This window comes from Paenibacillus hubeiensis (assembly GCF_032334105.1).
In the GTDB taxonomy this organism is placed as follows: Bacteria; Bacillota; Bacilli; order Paenibacillales; family Paenibacillaceae; genus Paenibacillus; species Paenibacillus hubeiensis.
The window spans coordinates 599,664-619,975 of sequence record NZ_JAVYAE020000001.1; the positions used below are offsets into that span (position 1 = coordinate 599,664).

Sequence of the window (20,312 nt, forward strand, 5' to 3'; positions counted from 1 at the left end):
TCATATGCGCTTCCCCGCCTCTACTTATATTATGAAAAAACTCCAGAGTTTCTCTGGAGTTTTGCTTATGATTTGTGGATGCGGTCGAGAGGACTCGAACCTGCAACAAAGACTAAGATACCGTGTATTAATTACGGGGTCAACCTATTTTTATTGAACAACAAACTCCAAATTGAAGTTACAGGAAGTCAAAGGTTACATTCCCATGAATGAAGAGATCGGACCGTACGCAAAATAATAACCGTTATTCAATAAGTATAACCCTTCAAAAAGGCGGTGAAATGGCATGCAATGGACGCGACTCCTGAATAATCGAGGAATCCTAATGTCGTTATTGGCTGTAGGAGTTGGATTGGCTACCTATGGGGTTACACGGCGGCTAAGATAAAACAGCAGCTACTGGCGTCCGATGATGCCACCTGTTCGAAAAAATGTTCCAGGTACAGCAGCAATAAACACCAAACAACCACCGGTATAAAAGTATACCGGTGGTCTCATGATCAATGCATGAACGCTGCAAAGATCCCTACCAAATCTGCGGGTACCTTGAACGAACTCATCAAAGAATTTGTTTATCAATACGGTCACCAATAATGAAAGAGGGCATTTGAAACGCCTTCTCTTTTCACCTGTTGCTTTTCTGGGCCTTCTTTGTTACGAGATTAAGCAAATAAGCTTTTAAGTCGACCATTCGCAAGTGTTCCGGCTTTTGGTCTGTTCCGCTGATGATCAAGGGAACAAGCGATTCCATTTTGCGAATGGAACCATGACCGCCTCCGCCCTTATGCGCAGGTGAACTGCCGCCCGTCAATTCATATCCCGGTTTTGCCGTGACAACCAAAAATTCGCCTTGGTGTGAACGGAGCGCGCTTGACAAACGTTTCAGAACATCGGGATATTGATCGTAATTCAATGAATGTGTGGCCGTGTTTATGCTTAAATCCAGCACCTCTTGATCCTGTTCGACCGTCCATGATTGGTTGTATGGATCAGTTAGATTACCGCCTGCTTTAAATTTGATCTGTTTGCCTGTTGCCCCCTGAATGGCGTATATCCATTCCTGGTCTTTCCAGGAAACGAAATCGATGCGCGGATCGCTCTTCAATACATTTGCCGTGTCTCTCAGGGATCGATCCGCTTTCAATGAATATACATAGGCCATCGTTTCATTGACGGCGAGCACGATATCCGTATCTTCCGATACGGCTTCACCCGGACGCAAAATGGTGGCATCTCCGAGCAAAGAGGGCAGATCAATGACCGGATTTTGCTTGGCAGGCAAAATCTGTGTCATTCCGCTGTCGCCTGCAATGACAAAAACGGCCTCTTTCAAGGCTTTCTCCGGAGAACCGAATGTTTCCAATACAGATTGAAGCTGCTGATCCAACTTTTTGACTCCACGAAGTCCAGTGGGACCTTTTTTATGCAACTCCCGGTCCAAGTCCGGCAAATAAACAAACAAAAAATCCGGCAATGTATTGGAGTGAATCAAATATTTTACGGCTTCAATAGCGAAGTCATTATGGATGCCCAACCGATTCGTTACACCGTCCGGCAAGTTTTTTATCCCCTGAAACGGATTAGACAACGAACCCAGGGACAACAGGTCCGGCCCTTTCACATGAATCTCTTTCGGTAAAGAAGCAGGACCTTGAATCCAATCGGGTATCGACAACTTATGATCGGACGCCCCCCTGTAAATCAGGCCGTTGATCGAACCAGACTTAAACCCTTGCCGGGCTAAGTCCTCATAGATCGTAGGCAAATCCTTGCTCAAATGACTCCCGTTCAAATGGATCAGCGCATCAGCAAGTACCCGATTCACTCCGAGCCTGAGCACTTCCATCGGTCCGGTTCCATAGTTGATCATTCTCTTGGTTTCCGCAGAGTACCACGTCAGACCTGGCACACGGTGAATGTCCGGATACGCACCGGTAAGCAATGAGCTGTCGATCGTGACGGACATCGTGGGAAAGGAACTGACCAGGTTTTTATAATATTGTCCGTGTTCGATCAGAAATTTTAATGTCGGAAGCTCCTGCTTGCCGATTCCTTGGTCAATCGCCTGAACCATCAAAGAGTCTACCATCAGGAAAATGACTTTCTTCGCATTTTCTCCACTGGCGGAATTTATTCGCATCAAATCCTGTTCTTTGGGTTTCGAGTTCTGGCATCCGATCAGCATGATCGATATAAGGATCACAGGCCACATTCGAATCCCTTTTTTCTTCATAACGGTTCACCCCTTTATGTACATTGTGTCTTGAAATCTAGGGGGTATCCGAGGTTATTTTTTCCATTATGAACATAACCAAGATGACAATTACATCCGTTCCGTGAAAAGTATGGCTGGATTCAGCACAAATACAGCGTCTCGCGGCAAATCTCTCCCGCCGCACTGGACGAAATGATGGCCAATGGCAAGCCGGTACAGCGTGACCGCGTTACACAGGCGTTCCTATAGATGAAAAAAGCTCCTGAATCTCCAAATAAGGAAATTCAAGAGCTTTCTTATGGTTATATTGATGCGGTCGAGAGGACTCGAACCTCCACGGGGGGTTAGCCCACACGGACCTGAACCGTGCGCGTCTGCCAATTCCGCCACGACCGCATATGTGGTATATCTCCGGAAATATCACGGCGACAAGGAAGAATATATCATAGAAACCGAAACTCTGTCAACACATTAACAGCCATGATGAACAGCAAAATGACGCGAAAGGAAATGGATGCTGTAGTCAGGCGACAAACTATTTATTTGTCCATTCCATTAGCTGTTGAAACGGTGGTTACTTTTTTGTAACCGAAAAACGACAGCTTTTTCGCAATTTGAGCATAAAAAATGAGAATTCCGTTAACATGGCGGTGCAGATAACCGTTTCAGAACGATTTGACAATTTCGTATTTATGCAATATCATTTCAAATGGTTACAAAATATTCATTATTCATGTGCCGAGTTTCATTAGTGAAAACGGGGGAACCATACCGGGTGAATTATTCCGATACATAGGAAATATAGGGAACCTTCTACCGAACCCTTAGCTAACTCCGTAGGCATCGAAGGGAGAACATAACATTTTGAAAAAGCTTATCCTGTCCTTATTCGGCGCAGCCGTTTTATTTACTTCCGGTGCAACAGCAACCGAAGCAAGCAGCATCAATACCGTAGTCAACAGCATGACTGGCATTCCGTACAAGTGGGGCGGCACAACAATGGCCGGCTTCGATTGTTCCGGATTTATGAGATACCTGTTTAACAAATACAGCATCGAGCTGCCGCGTACCTCGCAGGCACAAGCCAAGGCTGGCACCGCTGTTTCCAAAGCCAACCTTCGCACAGGCGACCTTGTATTTTTCAATACCACTGGAAAAGGCATCTCTCATACAGGCGTGTATATCGGTGGAGGCAACTTCGCCCATGCTTCAAGCAGCAAAGGCGTCAGCATCACCAAATTGTCCAATCCTTATTTCAGCGACCGCTACGTCACTGCACGCCGTGTAACCGGCGAATTCATGTATAACAAAATGCTTGGAAAAATTTAAACGATACCGCACTTGTTCATCCAGATCACTTGAGAAACATTGTACTCTAACCAAGAATGCCAAAAAAACCAGACAGGGCTCGAGCCTTGTCTGGTCTTTTTGGTGCAAATATGGGCTTATCGGATTAATGCAGCGCCTTCTGAACCCTAAGAGCCCCCTGAGACAGGGCGTGTCCGCCTCCAACGGCTCCGGCGACGGCAACGGCCTCCAGTATTTCCTGATCGGAAGCTCCCTTGGCACGGGCCTCCTGCACGTGGTAGAGCGTGCACACTTCATTATTCGCAAACAATCCGATGCCCAGCGCGATTAATTGTTTCGTTTTGGCGTCGATGGCGCCTGGCTGAAAACACTCGCCCGTAAATTCGTGATAGGACTTGACCACGCCGGGAAGCAAACCTTCCAATTCGCCAATCTGATCCTTGTACGCATGGACTTTATCGTTCATCAGTGTCATGTTGCAATCATCCCCTCACAGATAGGTTCCAGTCACTCACCGACCTTATCCTGTCTCCCGGAGCAGACAACTATGCCCAAACGTCCATGGTAAATCCAGTTAACCTCAGGAATAATCCTGATGGCAGACCGCTACTCCTTCAGCGGGCTTCGACGGGGTTCGCTGAAACGTTGGAAGCTGTAACGGCGATCCAGCTTGACCACTCGCCGATTTTGACGGCGAATGAGAACCTGCTCATCGTCCCACGCAACGACAATGCCTTTCACGTCGTTGGATTCCAACTCGTCGCGCACCACCCTCACTTTTTCTCCCGACAAGCGGAGCGCATTCAATTCTTCATCGCTAATCATGATTCATGGCCTCGACTTTCTATAAAATGATGGTCTGTATCTGTGCTAAACGGCAACGTGCTACAAAAAGAGACCTAAATGAAATTCATTTAGGTCTCGCGTGACTGCTGCCGTGTCATTCCTAAGTGGTTCCCTACTGAAAATTATCGCTGAGCGTGCTCTTTGCTGTCGTTCTTCTCAAACCAGAAATCAAGCACCTTGGCGGACATCACGCGTGATTCCAGGTACTCCACTTGATGCGGCGTAAATTGTTCTTTCCAAGAGAAGGACAACTCTTCGCACAAGCCCACGATCGTCAGCAGCTCTGACCAGGCAACGTAGCGTTTGTACCAGAAAAACTGCGGATGTTCAATCATATAGGGATAAAGGTCATCAAATTCCGTATGTTTACAATCCAGGGCACGTTCAAAATGAACTTTTGATTCAGCCAGCTTATCCATAAAAAACTGTTCTGTTGCCGGTTGGTTTCCCATGGTGTTGCCTCCTCTCCCTAACATAACCCCATTATAAAACAAATGCACGGTCATGCAAAGGTATAGTTAAGAAAAAATGAGTCTTTCCTTCGAATGGTCAACATTCCGAATCGTCAAACTGCACGGTACCGTTCTCCAGGGAACGGATCCGAACCAACGCTTCCACCGGAACGCCCAACTCGCGAATGGTGCGTGCGCCGGCCTGAAAGCATTTTTCCACCACGACTCCGAATCCGACCAGCTCAGCCCCCGAACGCTCTATAATTTTGATGATGCCGCGCGCGGCATCCCCATTGGCAATGATGTCGTCAATGAACAGGATTCGATCATTTTCCCGGATGAACTCGCGGGATACCATTATATCGGTTACGATTCCTTTGGTAAAGGAAGGTACGCGCTCACAGTAGGCGTCTGGGTCAGCCAAAAGCGTTTTTTTGCGCCTTGCGAATACGAGCGGCACGCCAAGTTCGTGCGCTGTGGCAAAAGCGACCGGAATGCCCGACGATTCAACCGTAATGATCCGGGTTACCCCGCTTTCGCGGAAACGTGCTGCAAATTCGCGTCCCATTTCCATCGTCAATTCCGTATCGATCTGATGGTTGAGCAGGGCGTCCAGCTTCAGAACCTGGTCCGAAATAACCACGCCTTCTTCCAAAATCCGTTGTTTCAATACTTCCATGTTTTGACCTCCCAGCCTATCCTATGAGGTAAAAGTATCATACATCCTGCCCATAGTTCAAGCGAAATCGCCCCAGTCTTCATGACGAAGGAAAAAGTTGTCGACTCTACGCGCTTGTCATGACTTTTTCGGGTCAAGCATACCTTGTACCATGGCACCCGCATGTCCAAACTAATTTGGTGCCTGAGAGGGGAAACGCATGAAACAGGCTTTCCGGGTACTGCAGATCGCATTCACATACATCGGAACGGTTGTCGGCGCCGGCTTCGCGACAGGACAGGAAATATTGCAGTTTTTCACCCAGTATGGCAAATGGGCCACCATCACCATCGGTTTATCCACCATACTGTTTGTCTGGCTGGGCACCAAAATGATGCTGATTGCCCACGATACCGAATCCCGCTCCTATGAGGATCTCAACAAGCATTTGTTCGGGCAGCAGGCAGGCAAATGGATTACCTGGGTTACCCTCCTGGTCCTCATTGGCGTCAACAGCGTGATGCTTGCTGGCGCAGGCTCGGTATTCGTGGAGCATCTGGGGATGCATTACCAAACCGGACTACTCATTACGCTGGTCGGTACATACCTTTTGCTTGGACGAGGCATACAAGCGATTCTGCAGATGAACAGCATCGTGGTGCCCATGATGCTTCTGTTGTCGTTGCTCATGATTGTCAGCACCATTCATCATCCAGCCGCCACGCGGTTCATTACGCTGACGACGGATGCTAATCCGGTTAGGGTCTGGCTATCCCCCTTGCTGTATTCGTCATTTAACCTTGCCCTGGCTCAGGCGGTGCTCGTGCCGTTAGGCAGTCAGATCCGTGATCGTAACGTACTGAAGTGGGGCGGCATTGTAGGGGGCGTTGGCGTCGGTTTCATGCTGATGGCAGCACATTTTGCGATGTCGGCCTATATGCCTGGAATTACTCAATTCGAGATTCCGATGGGCAGCATTGCCTTTCAATTGGGATGGGTTGTGCAATCCATCTACGTGTCTCTGATTTTTATGGAAATCTTCAGCACGTTCGTTGCTGATATCTATGGCATGACGCTCCAGCTTAAACAGCATGTCCAGGTTCCGCCCAAACTGCTTATCCTGACGATCATGTTGCTGTGTTACCTGCTCAGCCAATTGGGGTTCAGTTCATTGCTTTCCGTTCTGTACCCGATCTTCGGCTGCCTCGCCCTGGTCTGGGCAACCAAATTGATCATGAACCATTGGGGAAGCTTTCGCAAAACCGGCAAGAATCCATAAAAGCAAAGGAGCGAAATAAACGGGCAGCAGACCCGGCATTTCGCTCCTTTGCTCATTGGCGGCTTTCCGTCGGCGGATCGCCTCCCGCTTTCGATTCAATCTTCTATGCCGGAAGTCCGGCGATCCAATTGCAAATATAGCTTTTTCAGCTTATTGACGGATTGGCCCAAGGAGTACTCTGCCTTTGCCTTGGCACAGGCTGACCGGGCAAGCTCATACCGATAAGCAGGATCAAGCATGACTTTCTCCAATGCCTCGGCAAGCGCAAGCGGGTCTTCGGCAGGCACAAGCAGGCCATTGCTCCCATCCTCAATCTGCTCGGGAATCCCGCCCACGTCGGTGCCCACAAGCGCAAGACAGCTGAGCGCCGCTTCGGCGAACACGGATCCGAACGCCTCTGCCCGCGATGGGAGGACGAAAATATCGAAAAACGGCATGAATTCCTCCGGATGCAGCGTGTACCCGTAAAATATGGTCTCATTGTAAATGCCGAGCCGCTGCGCCAGTTCTTCCAGATCGGGCCGGATCGGGCCATCCCCGATAATATGTAAAACATATTCATGGCCGCGCTCCTTCAGCTCGGCACATGCCTTGAACAAAATATCCAGCCCCTTCGCCGGAACGAGCCGGCAAACCGTAACCAGCTGCGGAATCGCATTATCATGCGGTATCGGCTTGAAGCGTTTCTCGTCAAATCCGTTCGGAATCACTCCGATCGCTTCGGGTTTCCGGAGCAGAGGTGCCAGATACGACCTGAACGAATTCGATACCGTCAGCAGCCGGTCCGCGTGATGCTCCAGTTCGCCATAGATCGACAGCAGGAAACGATGCTCCGGTCCATCCGGTTCAATGCGCCCGTTCAGGATCAGCTCCCGCTCATAACTGGAGTGAATCGTTTGAATAAGGGGCACCTGCGGAAAAACCTTTTTCATCGCAAGCCCGGCAATCGGGTGATGGGCATGGATCAGATCATAGGACTTCTGGATGCGCAGCTTGGTCCACCACAGATAGTCCCGGTAGGTTTGCATGTATTTTTGCACGATTGGACTGTCCCCGTATTGCGTCCAATCGAACGTTTCGAACCGGACTTCCTCCACGCCCTTGTTACGAATCCGTTTGGGCAGCGAAAACAGGTCCATCTCCCATCTTGGAGAAGTGAACCTCTCCTGCATATAGGGAACCATAGAGGATACACCTCCGGGCTGTTCCGGAGGAAAGAATAGCGCCTGCAGCAATTTCACCGTAAGTTTCCCCCTTCCTTGCATCGGTCTTTTCAGTATAACTTGAAACATGATATATTGGAACGTATGTTTCAGTCAAAGAGAGTACGGCCTTTGTACGTTCCACCTTGCTAATCCCCTGTTTTTCATGAAAGGAGAATGTTTCGAAATGGGCAAGCCCCAACTTCCCAATGCGTATGTACAATATATGCGGCAAATGCTTGGCAAAGAAGCAGATGCTTTTATCAACAGCTATCAACAGCCCCGCACACATGGATTGCGCTTCAATTCGCTCAAGGCAACCCCGGAACGATTGCAGCAGGTAACGGAGCTGTTCTCCCTTACTCCCGTGCCTTGGTGCGAATCGGGTTATTATTATGACGAGGACCAACGGCCAGGCAAGCATGCATATCATGCAGCAGGCCTTTATTATATACAGGAGCCTTCAGCGATGTCGGCCGTAGAAATGCTGAACCCCCAATCCGGCGAAACGATCCTTGACCTGGCGGCGGCACCGGGTGGAAAAACGACGCATATCGCCTCCCTCATCCAAGACCGGGGACTGCTGATCTCCAATGAAATCCATCCGGCCCGGGCCAAAATACTGGCCGAAAACGTGGAACGGATGGGACTGGCCTCCGTGGTTGTCACCTGCGCTGCGCCCGGTGAGCTGGCAGCCCGTTTCCCTGCAACGTTCGATCGCATCATGCTGGATGCCCCATGTTCGGGCGAAGGCATGTTCCGCAAGGATGCCGATGCAGTGACGGATTGGACCGAGGATCTGGTCACGCTGTGCGTCAACAGGCAATGGGATATTTTGCAGGATGCATATACGATGCTGAAACCCGGCGGAACGATGGCTTACTCTACATGTACTTTTAATCGCGAGGAAAACGAGGGCATGATGGAGCGATTGGTCGCTGCCTATCCGGACTTGACTCTTGTGCGTACAGAGCGAATTTGGCCTCATTTGAACCGCGGAGAGGGACACTTCGTTGCGATCCTGACCAAAGCGGAAGCACGACATGCAAACATCGGCGAATCGGAAGAAAGCATGTCCACAGCCAAACGTCATGGCAAAAAGGGGAAAGCCGGACGCCAAAATAACCCTGGCAAAGAAACGCAATCCGCCTGGGACGCGTTCATCGCCTGGAGCGACGAGCATATGCCGGATCACGTTGTGCGAACGGGTCGCCCGCTCCTTTTCGGCGAAGCCTTGTATGCCCTGCCGGACAGCGGCGCGGCACTGCTCAGCGACGAGCGTTTGAGCGGCTTGAAGCTTCCGCGAGCCGGGCTGCATGTCGGCGACTGGAAAAAAGGGCGCTTTGAGCCTGCTCATGCTCTGGCCTTGTCCATTGCACCCGATGCGGCAGCCCGAATGCAGCATGTGACCCTGGAGGCGGACAGCGATCTGACAGCCGCTTATCTGCGTGGCGAGAGTCTGCCGGCGGATGCCGCGTTGAAAGGCTGGACGCTGGTGACGGTGGATGGACTGCCGCTCGGATGGGGCAAAGCCAGTGGCGGACAGCTGAAGAACCGTCTGCCGAAAGGCTTGCGCCGCATGCAGTAAGCCGTGTTCGGCTGGTATCAGCCTGTCTGCAAGACGGCACTGTTTTTTCAAAAATTCAATTTTTGATCATAGAGAACAGAAGGGTTGAATCATGACAAAATACGAAAATCAGATTCCGACGTCCGCAGGCATGAGCTTCAACTCATTAATAAGCATGTTAAGAGACTCGATCCGAGGCAGTGCCGTACGGAGGCCGGCAGCCAACATGCCGATCGTGAAATGTGAACCTGCCGAATCGTTGAACGCATCGGATAACCCACAGGTCACATGGTTCGGCCATTCGGCTTTCCTGCTTGAAATGGAAGGACGCAGGCTGCTTTTTGACCCGATGCTGGGCAAACGCCCTTCCCCTGTGTCCTGGGCGGGTACGAAACGGTACAGCACCCGTTTGCCGATCGAGCCGGAGGATTTCCCGGCCATCGATGCAATCATTATTTCGCATGACCATTATGACCATCTGGACTCTTCCTCCATCCGCAGATTAAAGGATAAAACAGAACGATTTATCGTCCCGCTCGGCGTTCGCCGACGATTGATCCAAATGGGTGTTCCTGCGGAACAGATTACCGAGCACCACTGGTGGAATGAGTTCTCCTTAATGGGATTCACTGTTGCTTGCACGCCAGCGCGTCATTTCTCAGGCCGAGGCTTGTTTGATCGCAATTCCACCTTGTGGTGCTCATGGGTCATTGCTGGACGGGAAACGAAGGTTTTCTTTAGCGGCGACAGCGGATACGGCCCTCATTTCAAGGAAATCGGCAGAAAATACGGGCCTTTTGACCTGACCTTGATGGAGTGCGGACAATATGACGAGCGTTGGTCCAACATTCATATGATGCCGGAAGAAACGGTACAAGCTCATTTGGATGTAGGTGGCGAACTGCTCATCCCGATTCATTGGGCCGCATTTACGCTGGCCTTTCATGCCTGGAACGAGCCGGTTGAACGGGTCACCAAGGCAGCACAAGCCTTGAAGGTTAACATCGCCACACCCAAAATTGGTGAGAAGGTCAGGCTATATACGGCGGATTACCCGAGCCAACCATGGTGGAGATACCCTGAACCCCGGGGTTAACCGATGAAATGGTTAGGGATGCATTTGATGGCATAAAAAACAAGCGCAAAAAGACGTGACCGGACAGATCGTTCACAACAATCCGTCCAGTCACGTCTTTAGTTTTACCCAAACATGCTGCAAAGGTTGGTGCCCAAATCAGCAGCAGATCTTCGTCAAGCTTCATCGCCGAGCAGTTTCTCATAAATGCTATACCCGTCGTTCTCCCCAAGGTATGTATATCCGTTCCTTGCATAGAACGCGTTCAGCGTATCATTGCCGGCCACGCAGTCCAACCGGACCCGATCCTTGTTCTCAAACCAGATGCCGGTACTGCTCCATTTCAATATGCGTTTACCCAACCCGACGCTGGCATATTTGCGGCTTACGGCCAACCGGTGCAAATATAGCGCTCCATCCTCTGTTCCCGCTTGTTCTCCCCACAGTCGCTCATCCCACTCGCTCGGACTACGCAACAAGGTCACCATCCCGGCCACCTCATCGCCTTGCTTTACGACGAATACGTCGCCCCGGCGAATCGCTCCGACCGTATCATGAGAGTCTTCTCCTCGAAGAAGCACGCCCCATTGGCTCGACCCCTGGCTGTTTAACCACTCCGCAATTTCAACCAGCATGCGCATAATGGCATCGGTATCGTCCGGATGGGCCCGGTCGATGTAAAACGCTTCGCCGAGATCATGCTGCTGAATGGTATAGGTTGGTTGTTCCATGGCTTCTCTCCCTCTCCCTATTTAACCTTCGGACAGCACATGCTTTCGAATGGCATGCGCCACGCCTTGCTCGTTGTTGGAGTATGTCACTTCATCGGCAGCCGCCTTGACTTCCTCCGGCGAGTTGTCCATCGCAATGCCTTTGCCGGCAAAGGTCAGCATCGTAATGTCATTATAATAGTTTCCGATCGCCATGATCTCCTCGGGAGCGATGCCTTTGGTTTCGGCCAAACGTTTCAGCGCTGCGCCTTTGGATGCCTCCGGATGCATCAGATCGATGAAAAAGTCGCCGCTGCGGGTCATGTAATAAGGCAGATCCCAGGTTTCCCATTCTTGCTGGACGGCGTTCATCTGTTCGAGCGGACCGAATGCGGTAAATTTGGCCAATGGCTCCGACAAATCCGCCCATGTCGGCAGTTTTAACGGCTCCATCATGAAATTGGCATACATCTCCTGCACGTTCAGGGCCAAGCCCTCAGGTTGATCTACATATAGCCCAAACGCCGTGTTGATGTCAAAATGAACGGCATTGCTGCGGCAATAGTCAATGATGGGCTGCAAACCTTGTCCGTCCAACGCAAAACGATGCACGATTTCGCGGGATTGCACTTCGGCTGTCACTGCACCGTTATGCGTAATGACATAACCGTTCAAACCCATGCGCTCCATGAACGGAATCGTGTTGGCAGGCCCTCTGCCGGAGCAGAGAACGATTTCTGCGCCCTGACGCGAAGCCTGAATCAACGTCTCCTGCGTGAACTCGGTCAGTTCGTGATGATCATTCAAAAGTGTTCCGTCTACGTCCAGCGCGATCAATTTATAAGTCATTTGGCTTTCTATCCCCAATCCTCAAATATGTTCTCCTAGTGTGAACCGCGTAATCAATCACACCAGGCCACTGCGAGTACCTATGCTTCCGATGCTGCTTTCTTTCAGAAAGCTTTTTGAGCGAACGCTTCGTTTCTCCACATTGGTTCTGCCTACTTCCGCAGCAAATTCAACTCGTCCTCGGTCAGCTCGCGATATCGCCCGATCGGCAGATCCGGGTCCAGCTGCAAGCCGCCCATCGCCACGCGTTTCAAATAAATAACGCGTTTGCCCACCGCTTGGAACATTCGCTTTACCTGATGAAATTTCCCTTCATGAATAATAAGCGAAATATGGGATACCACCCCTTCTTCCGTATCCTCATGGTTCAGTACGGTCAATTCCGCAGGCATCGCGTCGTATCCGTCATCCAGCTGCACGCCTTGTTTGAAACGTTTGACGTCTTCTTCGTCCACGTTGCCGAGCACTCGGGCTTCGTACGTTTTCGGCACGTGCTTGCGTGGAGATAGAAGGTCATGCGCAAGCGGCCCATCATTGGTCAGGATGAGCAAACCTTCGGTATCCTTGTCCAGCCGTCCCACAGGGAACGGATTGAAGCTGCGGTCCTCTTTTTTCAACAAGTCAAGCACCGTACGATCTCTGGTATCCTCTGTCGCAGACACCACGCCCGGAGGTTTGTGCAGCATCAGATAGATCATTTCGCGGTAAACAATTCGTTCCCCGTCTGCCTCAATGACATGGACATCCGGATCAACCTGAATGCCGCTGTCCTTTACCGCTTTGCCATCCACGTGGATTCGGCCTTGTTTGACCATTTTTTTAAGCTCGCTGCGGGTACCTACGCCCATATGGCTCAATATTTTATCCAATCGCTGCGTTTTCTTGCCTTTGCTGCTCATGCCGATGTCCACCTCCAGCCTGCAGGATATTCATTTTTCAAAACGCCGTCCAGCCATTTCCCCCAGCCGAGGGCATATCCGTCCACGCATATAAGCGCATAGCCCTTACGGGCAATACCAGCTTCCACCTCGACCCGATCCTCGTCCACGTTTAACGTCTCGCCTTTGAGATATCTTACCGCTTCGCCGTCTGCCGAGGATAGATGGATCACTCTCTTTGCTTCCTGCGCGCGGAGCGCACAGGCCAGCGGATGGGAAGGCACGAAACGCCCGTTTTTGACGGTACCCATAAACCAACCCGGGCGAACGACCTTTAACCCTTCCAGCCTTGCTGCTCCGACTGCGGATTGATACACCCGATCGCCGTAGAACACCGTCTCCCCACACAGCTCGATCTCTGTATGCTCCGCAATGAAGCGGGAATACACTTGTCCGGCGTCCGCACCACCCTGTTCGACACGTTTCGTGCCACGATCGGATTTGTTTCCGCCGCGTTCCTTGCCTTTGCTATGTTTGCAGCCGCTTTTGCCTCCAGAATCCTGCTGGCGATCACGTCCCTCGTACCTGGTCAACCGTTCATGCTTCCGACCTCTGGCATCAGTCCATGGCTCTCCCGCAGCCGAGGCGTGGATCGCGACTTCTTCCTCCACGACGTCAGCTGTCATGGCCGGTTCGCCATTATGCTGCAGCACCGCCAAATAGTGTCCTTCCCCTTCGAGCAAATGAGGCCACAGCCGTGCCGTACCCCGCACCTGATCCAGCACCCTTTCGGTCTGCTCAGCCGTTTCAGGCAGCATCCGGCGCACCCAGTCAGGTCTGCCGGGGGCAAATCCTGCCTCCGCCGGAATCGGCTTCACGGCAAATTCGGGATTTGCAGCAAGGAACTCGGCAATCATCGCTTCATTTTCCTCCGGAGCAAACGTACAGGTTGAATAAACGATCGTTCCGCCGGGGGCGAGCAAACGGGCCGCGGTTTTGAGGATATCGCGCTGCATCAGCACACACTTTTCGACCGAATGATGCTCCCAGGATTTCACCATGTCCTCGTCTTTGCGGAACATGCCTTCGCCAGAGCAAGGCGCATCGATCAGCACTTTGTCAAAGTAATAAGGAAACGCCTCCGCGATGCGTTCCGGCGATTCATTCAGTACAACGGCATTGCGGACGCCATAGAGCTCCACGTTTTTGGCAAGCGCCTTGGTCCGTTCGGCATGAATGTCATTGGTGACCAGAACGCCCTCGCCCTGCAATTTGGCCGCAATCTGCGTCGATTTGCCGCCAGGTGCAGCGCATAGATCCAGAACACGGTCTCCCGGTTCCACTCCCAGCACCTCCACGGGTGCCATGGCACTCGGTTCCTGAATATAGTACAACCCCGCATGGTAATACGGATGCAGTCCAGGTTTGACGCCATGCGGAACGTAAAAGCCCGTATCAGACCATGGTATAGGTCTCAATTCGTAAGGAATGATCTCACGCAGATGTTCTACCGATATTTTCAACGTATTCACCCGTAAACCCGCATACGGGGAATGCTGATATGATGTCATAAATTGTTCGAATTCTTCGCCAAGCAGCATTTCCATGCGTCCGGCAAAGCTTGGTGGCAACTGTACAGCCATATTTCCACTCATCCTGTCTCGTTAAAATGCATATTGCTCTATGTTATCATATCCCGCGATTGCTTTCCTATTGATCTTGTTCACGTATTCCACTACACACTGTAATGTTGTATAATGACAAGTAGGTTGATGAACGAGCATAATTCAGGGTGTTTATGAATATTATCCCAGAATTTTTGCCGAAACCATATCTTGATATGATCAATGGAGGATGTCCGATGAAATCGAAGAAAAAGAAAAGCGCCGCCATTTTTATTTTTTTGGGCGCATTTGTCGTTCTGCTCGCTGCGCTTGCTTTGGTGAACCAGCAATCCAAAAAGCAGTTGGACGCTACGCCGAACCCCTACGGCATCGCAGCCTCCAAGCTTAATCCGGCGACCAGGGAACTGCTTGACGATCCGAATTACCAACAAATCATTTTGCCCGACCAGCTCAAGTCCAAGATCGATAACAAAGACAGCTTTTTCGTTTACTTCTTTGCCTCCGATTGCGTGCACTGCCGGGCTACGACGCCTCAATTGATGCCGCTCGTCGACGAAGAAGGCATCAAATTGCCGCAGTTCAATCTGCGCGAATTCGAGTCCGGCTGGACCGATTACAACATCGAGTTTACGCCTACGCTCGTTTATTACGAGAAAGGCGTCGAGAAAGACCGCATGGTTGGCGGATTGAGTGAGCAAAATTCCGACAACGGGTACACGTTGGATGATTACAAGCAATTTTTTGATAAATACAAGGCTAACCTGACGCCAGCAGCAAGCTAAACCATTTTCCGGGCAACATGGTCCGAAAAGATTCCGTGTCCAAAAATCTTTGGACAAGCCTACCGCACTTCTAATTATGGCGCATGATACAAACACCCCGGCGGCTCCATGACGGAGCCACCCGGGGTGTTTTTTGCCTTGCTCTTTGACGTCAGAATGGGCCTAGCTAGCATCCTAACGCTGATTGCTTTCCGACTGTGCGTTCCCTTGCTTCATCGCCTTCATTCGTTCCTCATAAATGCGTCCACGCGTAGGGCTGCGCCGCTGCGGAACGTTCGCCTTCAGCTGAGAGGAACGCTGCCGGATTGCTTGCATTAACGCTTCATCCTGGATGTGAATCACAAGATCCCGATACGGAACAGGTTCAGCATGCCGGCCGGAGAGCTCTTCAGCCAACTCCCTCACGTCCTCCACAAGACGTCCAAGATCAATTCCCCTTGCATCATCAGGGTACGGCTGCAACAATTGCAGCGCGCTCTGCAGCATCATCCGGCCGCCGCGCAAATTGCCGTTCCTGAAATGGTACAGTCCGACGGCAACCTGCAGCAAACCTTTATATAAAGCATCCCGATCCTTCTCAAGCCATAACTCTTCCAACGCTTCATGGCATTCGAAATAATCTTGGTCGCGGTTGAAATAGATCAGATAGTCAATATATAACGGCTCATAGGGATTCATCGGGATTGTCGCCCTTCCTGGCCGTATTCAGCAGCGTTTTGACGTCATCCAGCAGCTGCTTGAGACCCTCCATGTCATGGCGTTCCCAGAGTTCGTTGAATCGCTGCTGTGCATCGATCGCTTCCTTCACCAAATGATAGAAGTACAATTGATGAATGATCGATAACGTCTTGGACACGATGTTGGAATCGTCTTCGAACTCCTTCTGTGCTTCGAGGATCTGCAGCCGAATGGCCGACATCTCGTTGTCCAGGACAAATGCGGCTTCCGCCGTTTTCTTCAACCGCTCTCTCATATCGTCCGGCAAACTCTCCCGGTATTTGTAACTGAGCGAATGCTCGATGGTCGCCCAGAAATTCATGGCCAGCGTGCGAATTTGGATTTCTGCCAGCACCTTTTTCTGTCCGAGCGCCGTTTGCACGGGATATTCGATAATCATATGAAAACTGCGATAACCGCTTTCCTTGAAATTGGTAATGTAATCTTTCTCGATCAGCACGGTCAGATCCTTGCGGGCCCGGATGTATTCGGCAACGCGGCGGATATCCTCCACGAACTGGCACATGATGCGAATGCCCGCAATATCCTCGATTCCTGTTTCGATTTGATCAAGCGGCACGCTCAGACGTTTGGATTTCTCCAATATGCTGGATATTTTTTTGACCCGTCCTGTTACAAATTCGATGGGCGCATATTCTTCTCTCTTTTTGAGTTCTGCCCGCATCGTTTTGAACTTGACTTTCAATTCCTCTACCGTTTGTTCATAAGGAAGTAAAAATGTACCCCAGTCTCTACCGTCCATGTTTAATGCCTCCTGTCTCTATAGCGTCCCCTATGTTCCATTATACATGATGTCGGGCGGGGGGAAGAGTTCCGCGCATATTGCCCTCTTCCTGCTTCTTTTTTCTGGGGATGTAGTCATTACACGCTCTCACTGTCTTTTATCTTATCAGAAAGCATGCCGTTCGCAGCCCAAAGTCTGGGCGATTGCAGCAAAAACAGCCGCAATACGCGGTCTGTTTTCTCAGCGCCTTTATCGGCCCATGCACCACTAGCGGTGATCCGCGCCGACAGCCTCCGAAATATGGCTGTATCCGTCCTTGCGCAGCAGCTCCCGCAACCCTGCGTGAAGCCGGCGGTTGATCTCGGGCCCTTCGTAGATCAGTGCCGTATAGATTTCCACCAGGCTGGCACCTGCTTTTATTTTCTCGTAAGCATCCTCGCTCGTGAAAATGCCGCCCGATCCGATGATCGGCAGCTTTCCTTCCGTCTGACGATAAATTTGGCGAATGACCTCCGTGGAACGCTCGCGCAGCGGCTTCCCGCTAAGCCCTCCCGTTTCCTTTGCATGTTCGTGGGACAGTCCTTCGCGGCTGATCGTTGTATTGGTTGCAATGATGCCGGACACGCCGCTGTCCACGATGGTGCCAACCATGTATTCGAGTTCTTGCTCATTGACGTCGGGTGCGATTTTGACCAAGACCGATTTGAGCGTTCCCCCGGCTCTTTGCTGCTGTGCCTTCAGTTCGACCATAACGGCTGCGAGCAGCTCCTTCAATTCGTTTCCATGCTGCAGATTACGCAAATCCGGCGTATTTGGTGAACTGATGTTCACGACAAAAAGATCGGCATAATCATAGAGCGCACGGATGCATTTGGCGTAATCGAGATGAGCTTCTTCGTTGGGGGTCGCCTTGTTTTTTCCGATATTTACGGCTACGGGGATCCGTCGTTCCCTCAGCTTCGCCAGTTCACCTGCCATGGCCTCGGCCCCCAAATTGTTGAAGCCCATACGGTTCACCAGCGCCTCATCCGGAGGCAAACGGAACAAACGCGGCTGTTCATTCCCTGGCTGCCCCAGCGGAGTCACGGTGCCTACCTCCATGAATCCGAAACCGATGGAAGAAAAGCCGGCGACGGCCTGTCCGTTTTTATCCAAACCGGCAGCCAGGCCTACCGGCGTCGGGAAATGGCAGCCAAACAGATCCACGGCGAGGTCCTCCGTTTCGTTTACGCCGTACATCACTCGCAGCCCGGCAGGAACCGGGCGAATGCTGCCCATTCCGCTGAGTCCCCCGATAATCAGATGATGGGCCTTCTCCGGGTCCATTTTGAACAACAAGGGTTTAGCCAAACTTTTGTATAACAAATCCACTCACTCCGTTCTCGTCCGGTACGCCGTTAACATGCTTTCCCGTCCATTTATATGTAAAAACACCCTACTCCCAAGTCTATCCGTTTCTGACCTAAAAGGAAAGTAGTTTGCGCATAGACGCAGGCATTTGCCCTACTGAAACCATGTCTCATATCGGCAGCGCCCGGGGAACAAATACAACCGCATACTGGAAATAACGAGATGATTTATTTACAATGAAAGCAGTGGCCTCGACTGCAAGGCTCGATGTTAATAAAGGAGGATATGCCCATGGCTCCCAAACGAAAACCGCCCACGCTGCAGCAGAAAAAAGAAGAAGTCAACCGCAAAGCCATTATTTGGACGGCAGCAAGCGTTGTAGGGTTGATCATCATCATCAGCGCGCTTATTATTATCGCCAACCTGTGACCAATCCAATCCAGGGCCTGCTCATCTACATAACCACGCTTCACGAATGATCTGCTGCCAGGTCAATTCAACCAGTGATACGTTTTATTCGGGTTGTTTTGCTTGGGAACCAGCGTATCCCGGTAACGTTCCTTGTCGCCAGGAACGAGCGTTTCCTCGGGCAGCAGGTCATTCCCGATCTGAACAGGGGTCCCTTGAGGAGCAAGAGCAAACAGCTCCTCCACATCCCCCTTGCTCATCCGAATGCATCCCAAAGATTTATCCAGACCGATGCTGTCAGGTTCGTTCGTGCCGTGAATGGCATAATTCGTATCCGATAATTGCATGCCTCGCGTCCCGAATTCGCCGTCAGAGCGACCGTTGGGGTTGACGACTTTGTCGGAAATGGCGAAACTCCCCTCCGGCGTTCGTTCGCCTCCCAAACCCACTTCATAATTGCGGATGATGGTTGTGCCGCTGATTACCGCAAGCCTGTGCTTTTTCTTATCCACCACGATTCGCAATCGTTCCTGCAAAAACGGCTGCCCTCCGAGCGTATCGCCAAAAACGCCTGCTCGGGAGTCCGTATCGCCGCCATTACCCTGCTTACCGCCTGATGGATTCGATGCATTTGCGTTCTGGTTCAAAGCAAGCAGTTCAGGAAACATTTCGCTCATGCCCGGCATGGTTTCACCCAAGATGTTATTTGGAAACGGCCGCGTCAGGTTGCCCAAGCTTTTGGGCCATGCCCCGTTTTTCTTATGGTAGGAAGCGATGGCACTGGACAAGGCGGCTGCCGATTCCTGTTTCTCCGTCCAAGCCTGGGCCAATTGCTTGATTTTATTCGAAACGTCCGGAGGCTCGCATTCGCATTGCTTCGGGTCGTAGCTCTGAGCGGTAAGCCTGCCCTTGCCCGTCGTCTGCACGATATATTTTACGGGCATGTCGCGTTTCCACAGCATCCAGTCCCCAGAGGCCTTCATCCCGAGCACCGCTGTAGTCCGCACCCCCTCGTTCGCATCCGACATCGCTGAAGCAAGTGCACCTTCCCCCAGGCTGCCTCCGCCGAAGCCGGCAGCGGTAAACGTATTGGATGCTTGCAGAGCGGCCGCGGCATCCTGATCTTTCGCGGCCGATTCCTCGTCTTCCGCGGAATCCAGCGCCGCGGCCAGCGCATCGCCCGCATCCCGGGCGAAACCCGGCGCGTCTGCGGGTGGCAATCCAGCCAGCATGAGCAGCATAAGCAGCGTCAGCCACATTTTGCGCATGCGGCGTTTTTTCTCCTTTTGCTCCGCGGCTTCAACGAGTTTGTTCTGGTAATCTACCCAAATGTCAGCCGGCGCCTTGCTGCGCTCGAACGCTTCATATACCTCTCCGGCCTGCTGAAAACAATAATTGGCCTTGGCTTCCTGGCCTTCATTAAGATATTCTTTGCCCAGCAAATACCAGGCCATCTTATTATCTGGATGTTTCTTCACATAACTTCGCAAATGAGTATTTTGCATCCGGTCCTCCGTCATTTTGCCTTTTTCAGGTTATACCTTATGTATATCGGCAAAAGAAGTCAACAAATCCATAGGACTTCAGTACCCGGACCCCTTACCCGTTCGACAAAAATTGCCGACCCAATATGAATGAAGAGCTTC

At 51.3% G+C, this 20,312-nt stretch carries 20 protein-coding genes, 1 tRNA gene and 1 riboswitch; of the genes, 6 read left to right on the top strand and 15 right to left on the bottom strand.

Going from position 1 to position 20,312, the window contains the following annotated elements; all coding sequences use genetic code 11:
* Nucleotides 1-625: 625 nt before the first annotated feature.
* On the bottom strand, nucleotides 626-2,233 hold the full coding sequence (locus RSX24_RS02710; protein ID WP_343259595.1) for an alkaline phosphatase family protein: 1,608 nt from the start codon (nucleotides 2,231-2,233) through the stop codon (nucleotides 626-628).
* Between the two features lie 293 nt (nucleotides 2,234-2,526).
* A tRNA-Leu gene (locus RSX24_RS02715) sits at nucleotides 2,527-2,611 on the bottom strand.
* A 330-nt stretch (nucleotides 2,612-2,941) separates the two neighbouring features.
* Nucleotides 2,942-3,073, top strand: a riboswitch (cyclic di-AMP (ydaO/yuaA leader).
* 6 nt (nucleotides 3,074-3,079) lie between these two features.
* Between RSX24_RS02715 and RSX24_RS02720 the strand changes: the two genes are divergently transcribed.
* Nucleotides 3,080-3,544 (top strand): C40 family peptidase, encoded by a 465-nt coding sequence (locus RSX24_RS02720; RefSeq protein WP_236418023.1) that lies wholly within the window; start codon nucleotides 3,080-3,082, stop codon nucleotides 3,542-3,544.
* 124 nt (nucleotides 3,545-3,668) lie between these two features.
* Here RSX24_RS02720 and RSX24_RS02725 read toward each other — a convergent pair whose 3' ends face one another.
* The 4 genes from RSX24_RS02725 to RSX24_RS02740 all read right to left on the bottom strand — a co-directional run bounded on the left by RSX24_RS02725 (nucleotide 3,669) and on the right by RSX24_RS02740 (nucleotide 5,500).
* On the bottom strand, nucleotides 3,669-3,998 hold the full coding sequence (locus RSX24_RS02725; protein WP_236418025.1) for a carboxymuconolactone decarboxylase family protein: 330 nt from the start codon (nucleotides 3,996-3,998) through the stop codon (nucleotides 3,669-3,671).
* Nucleotides 3,999-4,129: 131 nt separating this feature from the next.
* Entirely contained in the window at nucleotides 4,130-4,348 is a 219-nt protein-coding gene (locus tag RSX24_RS02730; protein ID WP_343259596.1) for a hypothetical protein, read from the bottom strand.
* Nucleotides 4,349-4,491: 143 nt separating this feature from the next.
* Nucleotides 4,492-4,821, bottom strand: a complete 330-nt coding sequence (locus RSX24_RS02735; RefSeq protein WP_236418028.1) for a hypothetical protein — start codon at nucleotides 4,819-4,821, stop codon at nucleotides 4,492-4,494.
* Between the two features lie 97 nt (nucleotides 4,822-4,918).
* Nucleotides 4,919-5,500: a xanthine phosphoribosyltransferase gene (locus tag RSX24_RS02740; protein ID WP_236418029.1), complete on the bottom strand. Its 582-nt coding sequence runs from the start codon at nucleotides 5,498-5,500 to the stop codon at nucleotides 4,919-4,921.
* 199 nt (nucleotides 5,501-5,699) lie between these two features.
* Between RSX24_RS02740 and RSX24_RS02745 the strand changes: the two genes are divergently transcribed.
* A complete protein-coding gene (locus RSX24_RS02745) occupies nucleotides 5,700-6,758 on the top strand; it encodes a YkvI family membrane protein (RefSeq protein WP_343259597.1) in 1,059 nt (352 codons plus the stop codon).
* A gap of 95 nt (nucleotides 6,759-6,853) precedes the next feature.
* Here the strand turns inward: RSX24_RS02745 and RSX24_RS02750 are convergent, their stop codons facing one another.
* Nucleotides 6,854-7,999, bottom strand: a complete 1,146-nt coding sequence (locus RSX24_RS02750) for a glycosyltransferase family 4 protein (protein ID WP_339277290.1) — start codon at nucleotides 7,997-7,999, stop codon at nucleotides 6,854-6,856.
* Between the two features lie 148 nt (nucleotides 8,000-8,147).
* On the opposite strand from RSX24_RS02750, the gene RSX24_RS02755 reads away from it, so the two are divergent.
* On the top strand, nucleotides 8,148-9,548 hold the full coding sequence (locus RSX24_RS02755) for an RsmF rRNA methyltransferase first C-terminal domain-containing protein (protein WP_343259598.1): 1,401 nt from the start codon (nucleotides 8,148-8,150) through the stop codon (nucleotides 9,546-9,548).
* A 91-nt stretch (nucleotides 9,549-9,639) separates the two neighbouring features.
* A complete protein-coding gene (locus tag RSX24_RS02760; RefSeq protein ID WP_343259599.1) occupies nucleotides 9,640-10,623 on the top strand; it encodes an MBL fold metallo-hydrolase in 984 nt (327 codons plus the stop codon).
* Nucleotides 10,624-10,778: 155 nt separating this feature from the next.
* On the opposite strand, the gene RSX24_RS02765 is transcribed toward RSX24_RS02760, so the two are convergent.
* The 4 genes from RSX24_RS02765 to RSX24_RS02780 all read right to left on the bottom strand — a co-directional run bounded on the left by RSX24_RS02765 (nucleotide 10,779) and on the right by RSX24_RS02780 (nucleotide 14,682).
* Entirely contained in the window at nucleotides 10,779-11,333 is a 555-nt protein-coding gene (locus RSX24_RS02765) for a GNAT family N-acetyltransferase (protein WP_343259600.1), read from the bottom strand.
* A gap of 21 nt (nucleotides 11,334-11,354) precedes the next feature.
* The gene (locus RSX24_RS02770; RefSeq protein ID WP_343259601.1) at nucleotides 11,355-12,161 is read right to left on the bottom strand and encodes a Cof-type HAD-IIB family hydrolase; all 807 of its coding nucleotides are present in this window, start codon (nucleotides 12,159-12,161) and stop codon (nucleotides 11,355-11,357) included.
* 152 nt (nucleotides 12,162-12,313) lie between these two features.
* Nucleotides 12,314-13,060: a pseudouridine synthase gene (locus RSX24_RS02775; protein WP_236418040.1), complete on the bottom strand. Its 747-nt coding sequence runs from the start codon at nucleotides 13,058-13,060 to the stop codon at nucleotides 12,314-12,316.
* Nucleotides 13,057-14,682, bottom strand: coding sequence for an RsmB/NOP family class I SAM-dependent RNA methyltransferase (locus RSX24_RS02780; RefSeq protein ID WP_343259602.1), 1,626 nt, complete (start codon nucleotides 14,680-14,682; stop codon nucleotides 13,057-13,059). Before RSX24_RS02780 ends, RSX24_RS02775 begins: the two co-directional genes overlap by 4 nt.
* A gap of 218 nt (nucleotides 14,683-14,900) precedes the next feature.
* Here RSX24_RS02780 and RSX24_RS02785 point away from each other — a divergent pair, with 218 nt between their 5' ends.
* Nucleotides 14,901-15,446 carry a thioredoxin family protein gene (locus RSX24_RS02785; protein ID WP_236418042.1) on the top strand — a complete coding sequence of 182 codons (546 nt, stop codon included), beginning with the start codon at nucleotides 14,901-14,903 and terminating at the stop codon, nucleotides 15,444-15,446.
* Nucleotides 15,447-15,620: 174 nt separating this feature from the next.
* On the opposite strand, the gene RSX24_RS02790 is transcribed toward RSX24_RS02785, so the two are convergent.
* From RSX24_RS02790 to RSX24_RS02800, 3 genes are all read right to left on the bottom strand, one after another.
* Nucleotides 15,621-16,124 carry a DUF309 domain-containing protein gene (locus RSX24_RS02790; RefSeq protein WP_343259603.1) on the bottom strand — a complete coding sequence of 168 codons (504 nt, stop codon included), beginning with the start codon at nucleotides 16,122-16,124 and terminating at the stop codon, nucleotides 15,621-15,623.
* A complete protein-coding gene (gene yjbM / locus RSX24_RS02795; RefSeq protein WP_236418045.1) occupies nucleotides 16,111-16,926 on the bottom strand; it encodes a GTP diphosphokinase in 816 nt (271 codons plus the stop codon). The genes RSX24_RS02790 and yjbM overlap by 14 nt, the downstream gene beginning before the upstream one ends.
* Nucleotides 16,927-17,175: 249 nt before the next feature.
* Entirely contained in the window at nucleotides 17,176-18,273 is a 1,098-nt protein-coding gene (locus RSX24_RS02800; protein ID WP_236418047.1) for a quinone-dependent dihydroorotate dehydrogenase, read from the bottom strand.
* Between the two features lie 276 nt (nucleotides 18,274-18,549).
* On the opposite strand from RSX24_RS02800, the gene RSX24_RS02805 reads away from it, so the two are divergent.
* Nucleotides 18,550-18,687, top strand: coding sequence for a hypothetical protein (locus tag RSX24_RS02805; protein WP_236418049.1), 138 nt, complete (start codon nucleotides 18,550-18,552; stop codon nucleotides 18,685-18,687).
* A gap of 62 nt (nucleotides 18,688-18,749) precedes the next feature.
* On the opposite strand, the gene RSX24_RS02810 is transcribed toward RSX24_RS02805, so the two are convergent.
* On the bottom strand, nucleotides 18,750-20,171 hold the full coding sequence (locus RSX24_RS02810) for a L,D-transpeptidase family protein (RefSeq protein WP_343259604.1): 1,422 nt from the start codon (nucleotides 20,169-20,171) through the stop codon (nucleotides 18,750-18,752).
* Between the last annotated feature and the right edge of the window lie 141 nt (nucleotides 20,172-20,312).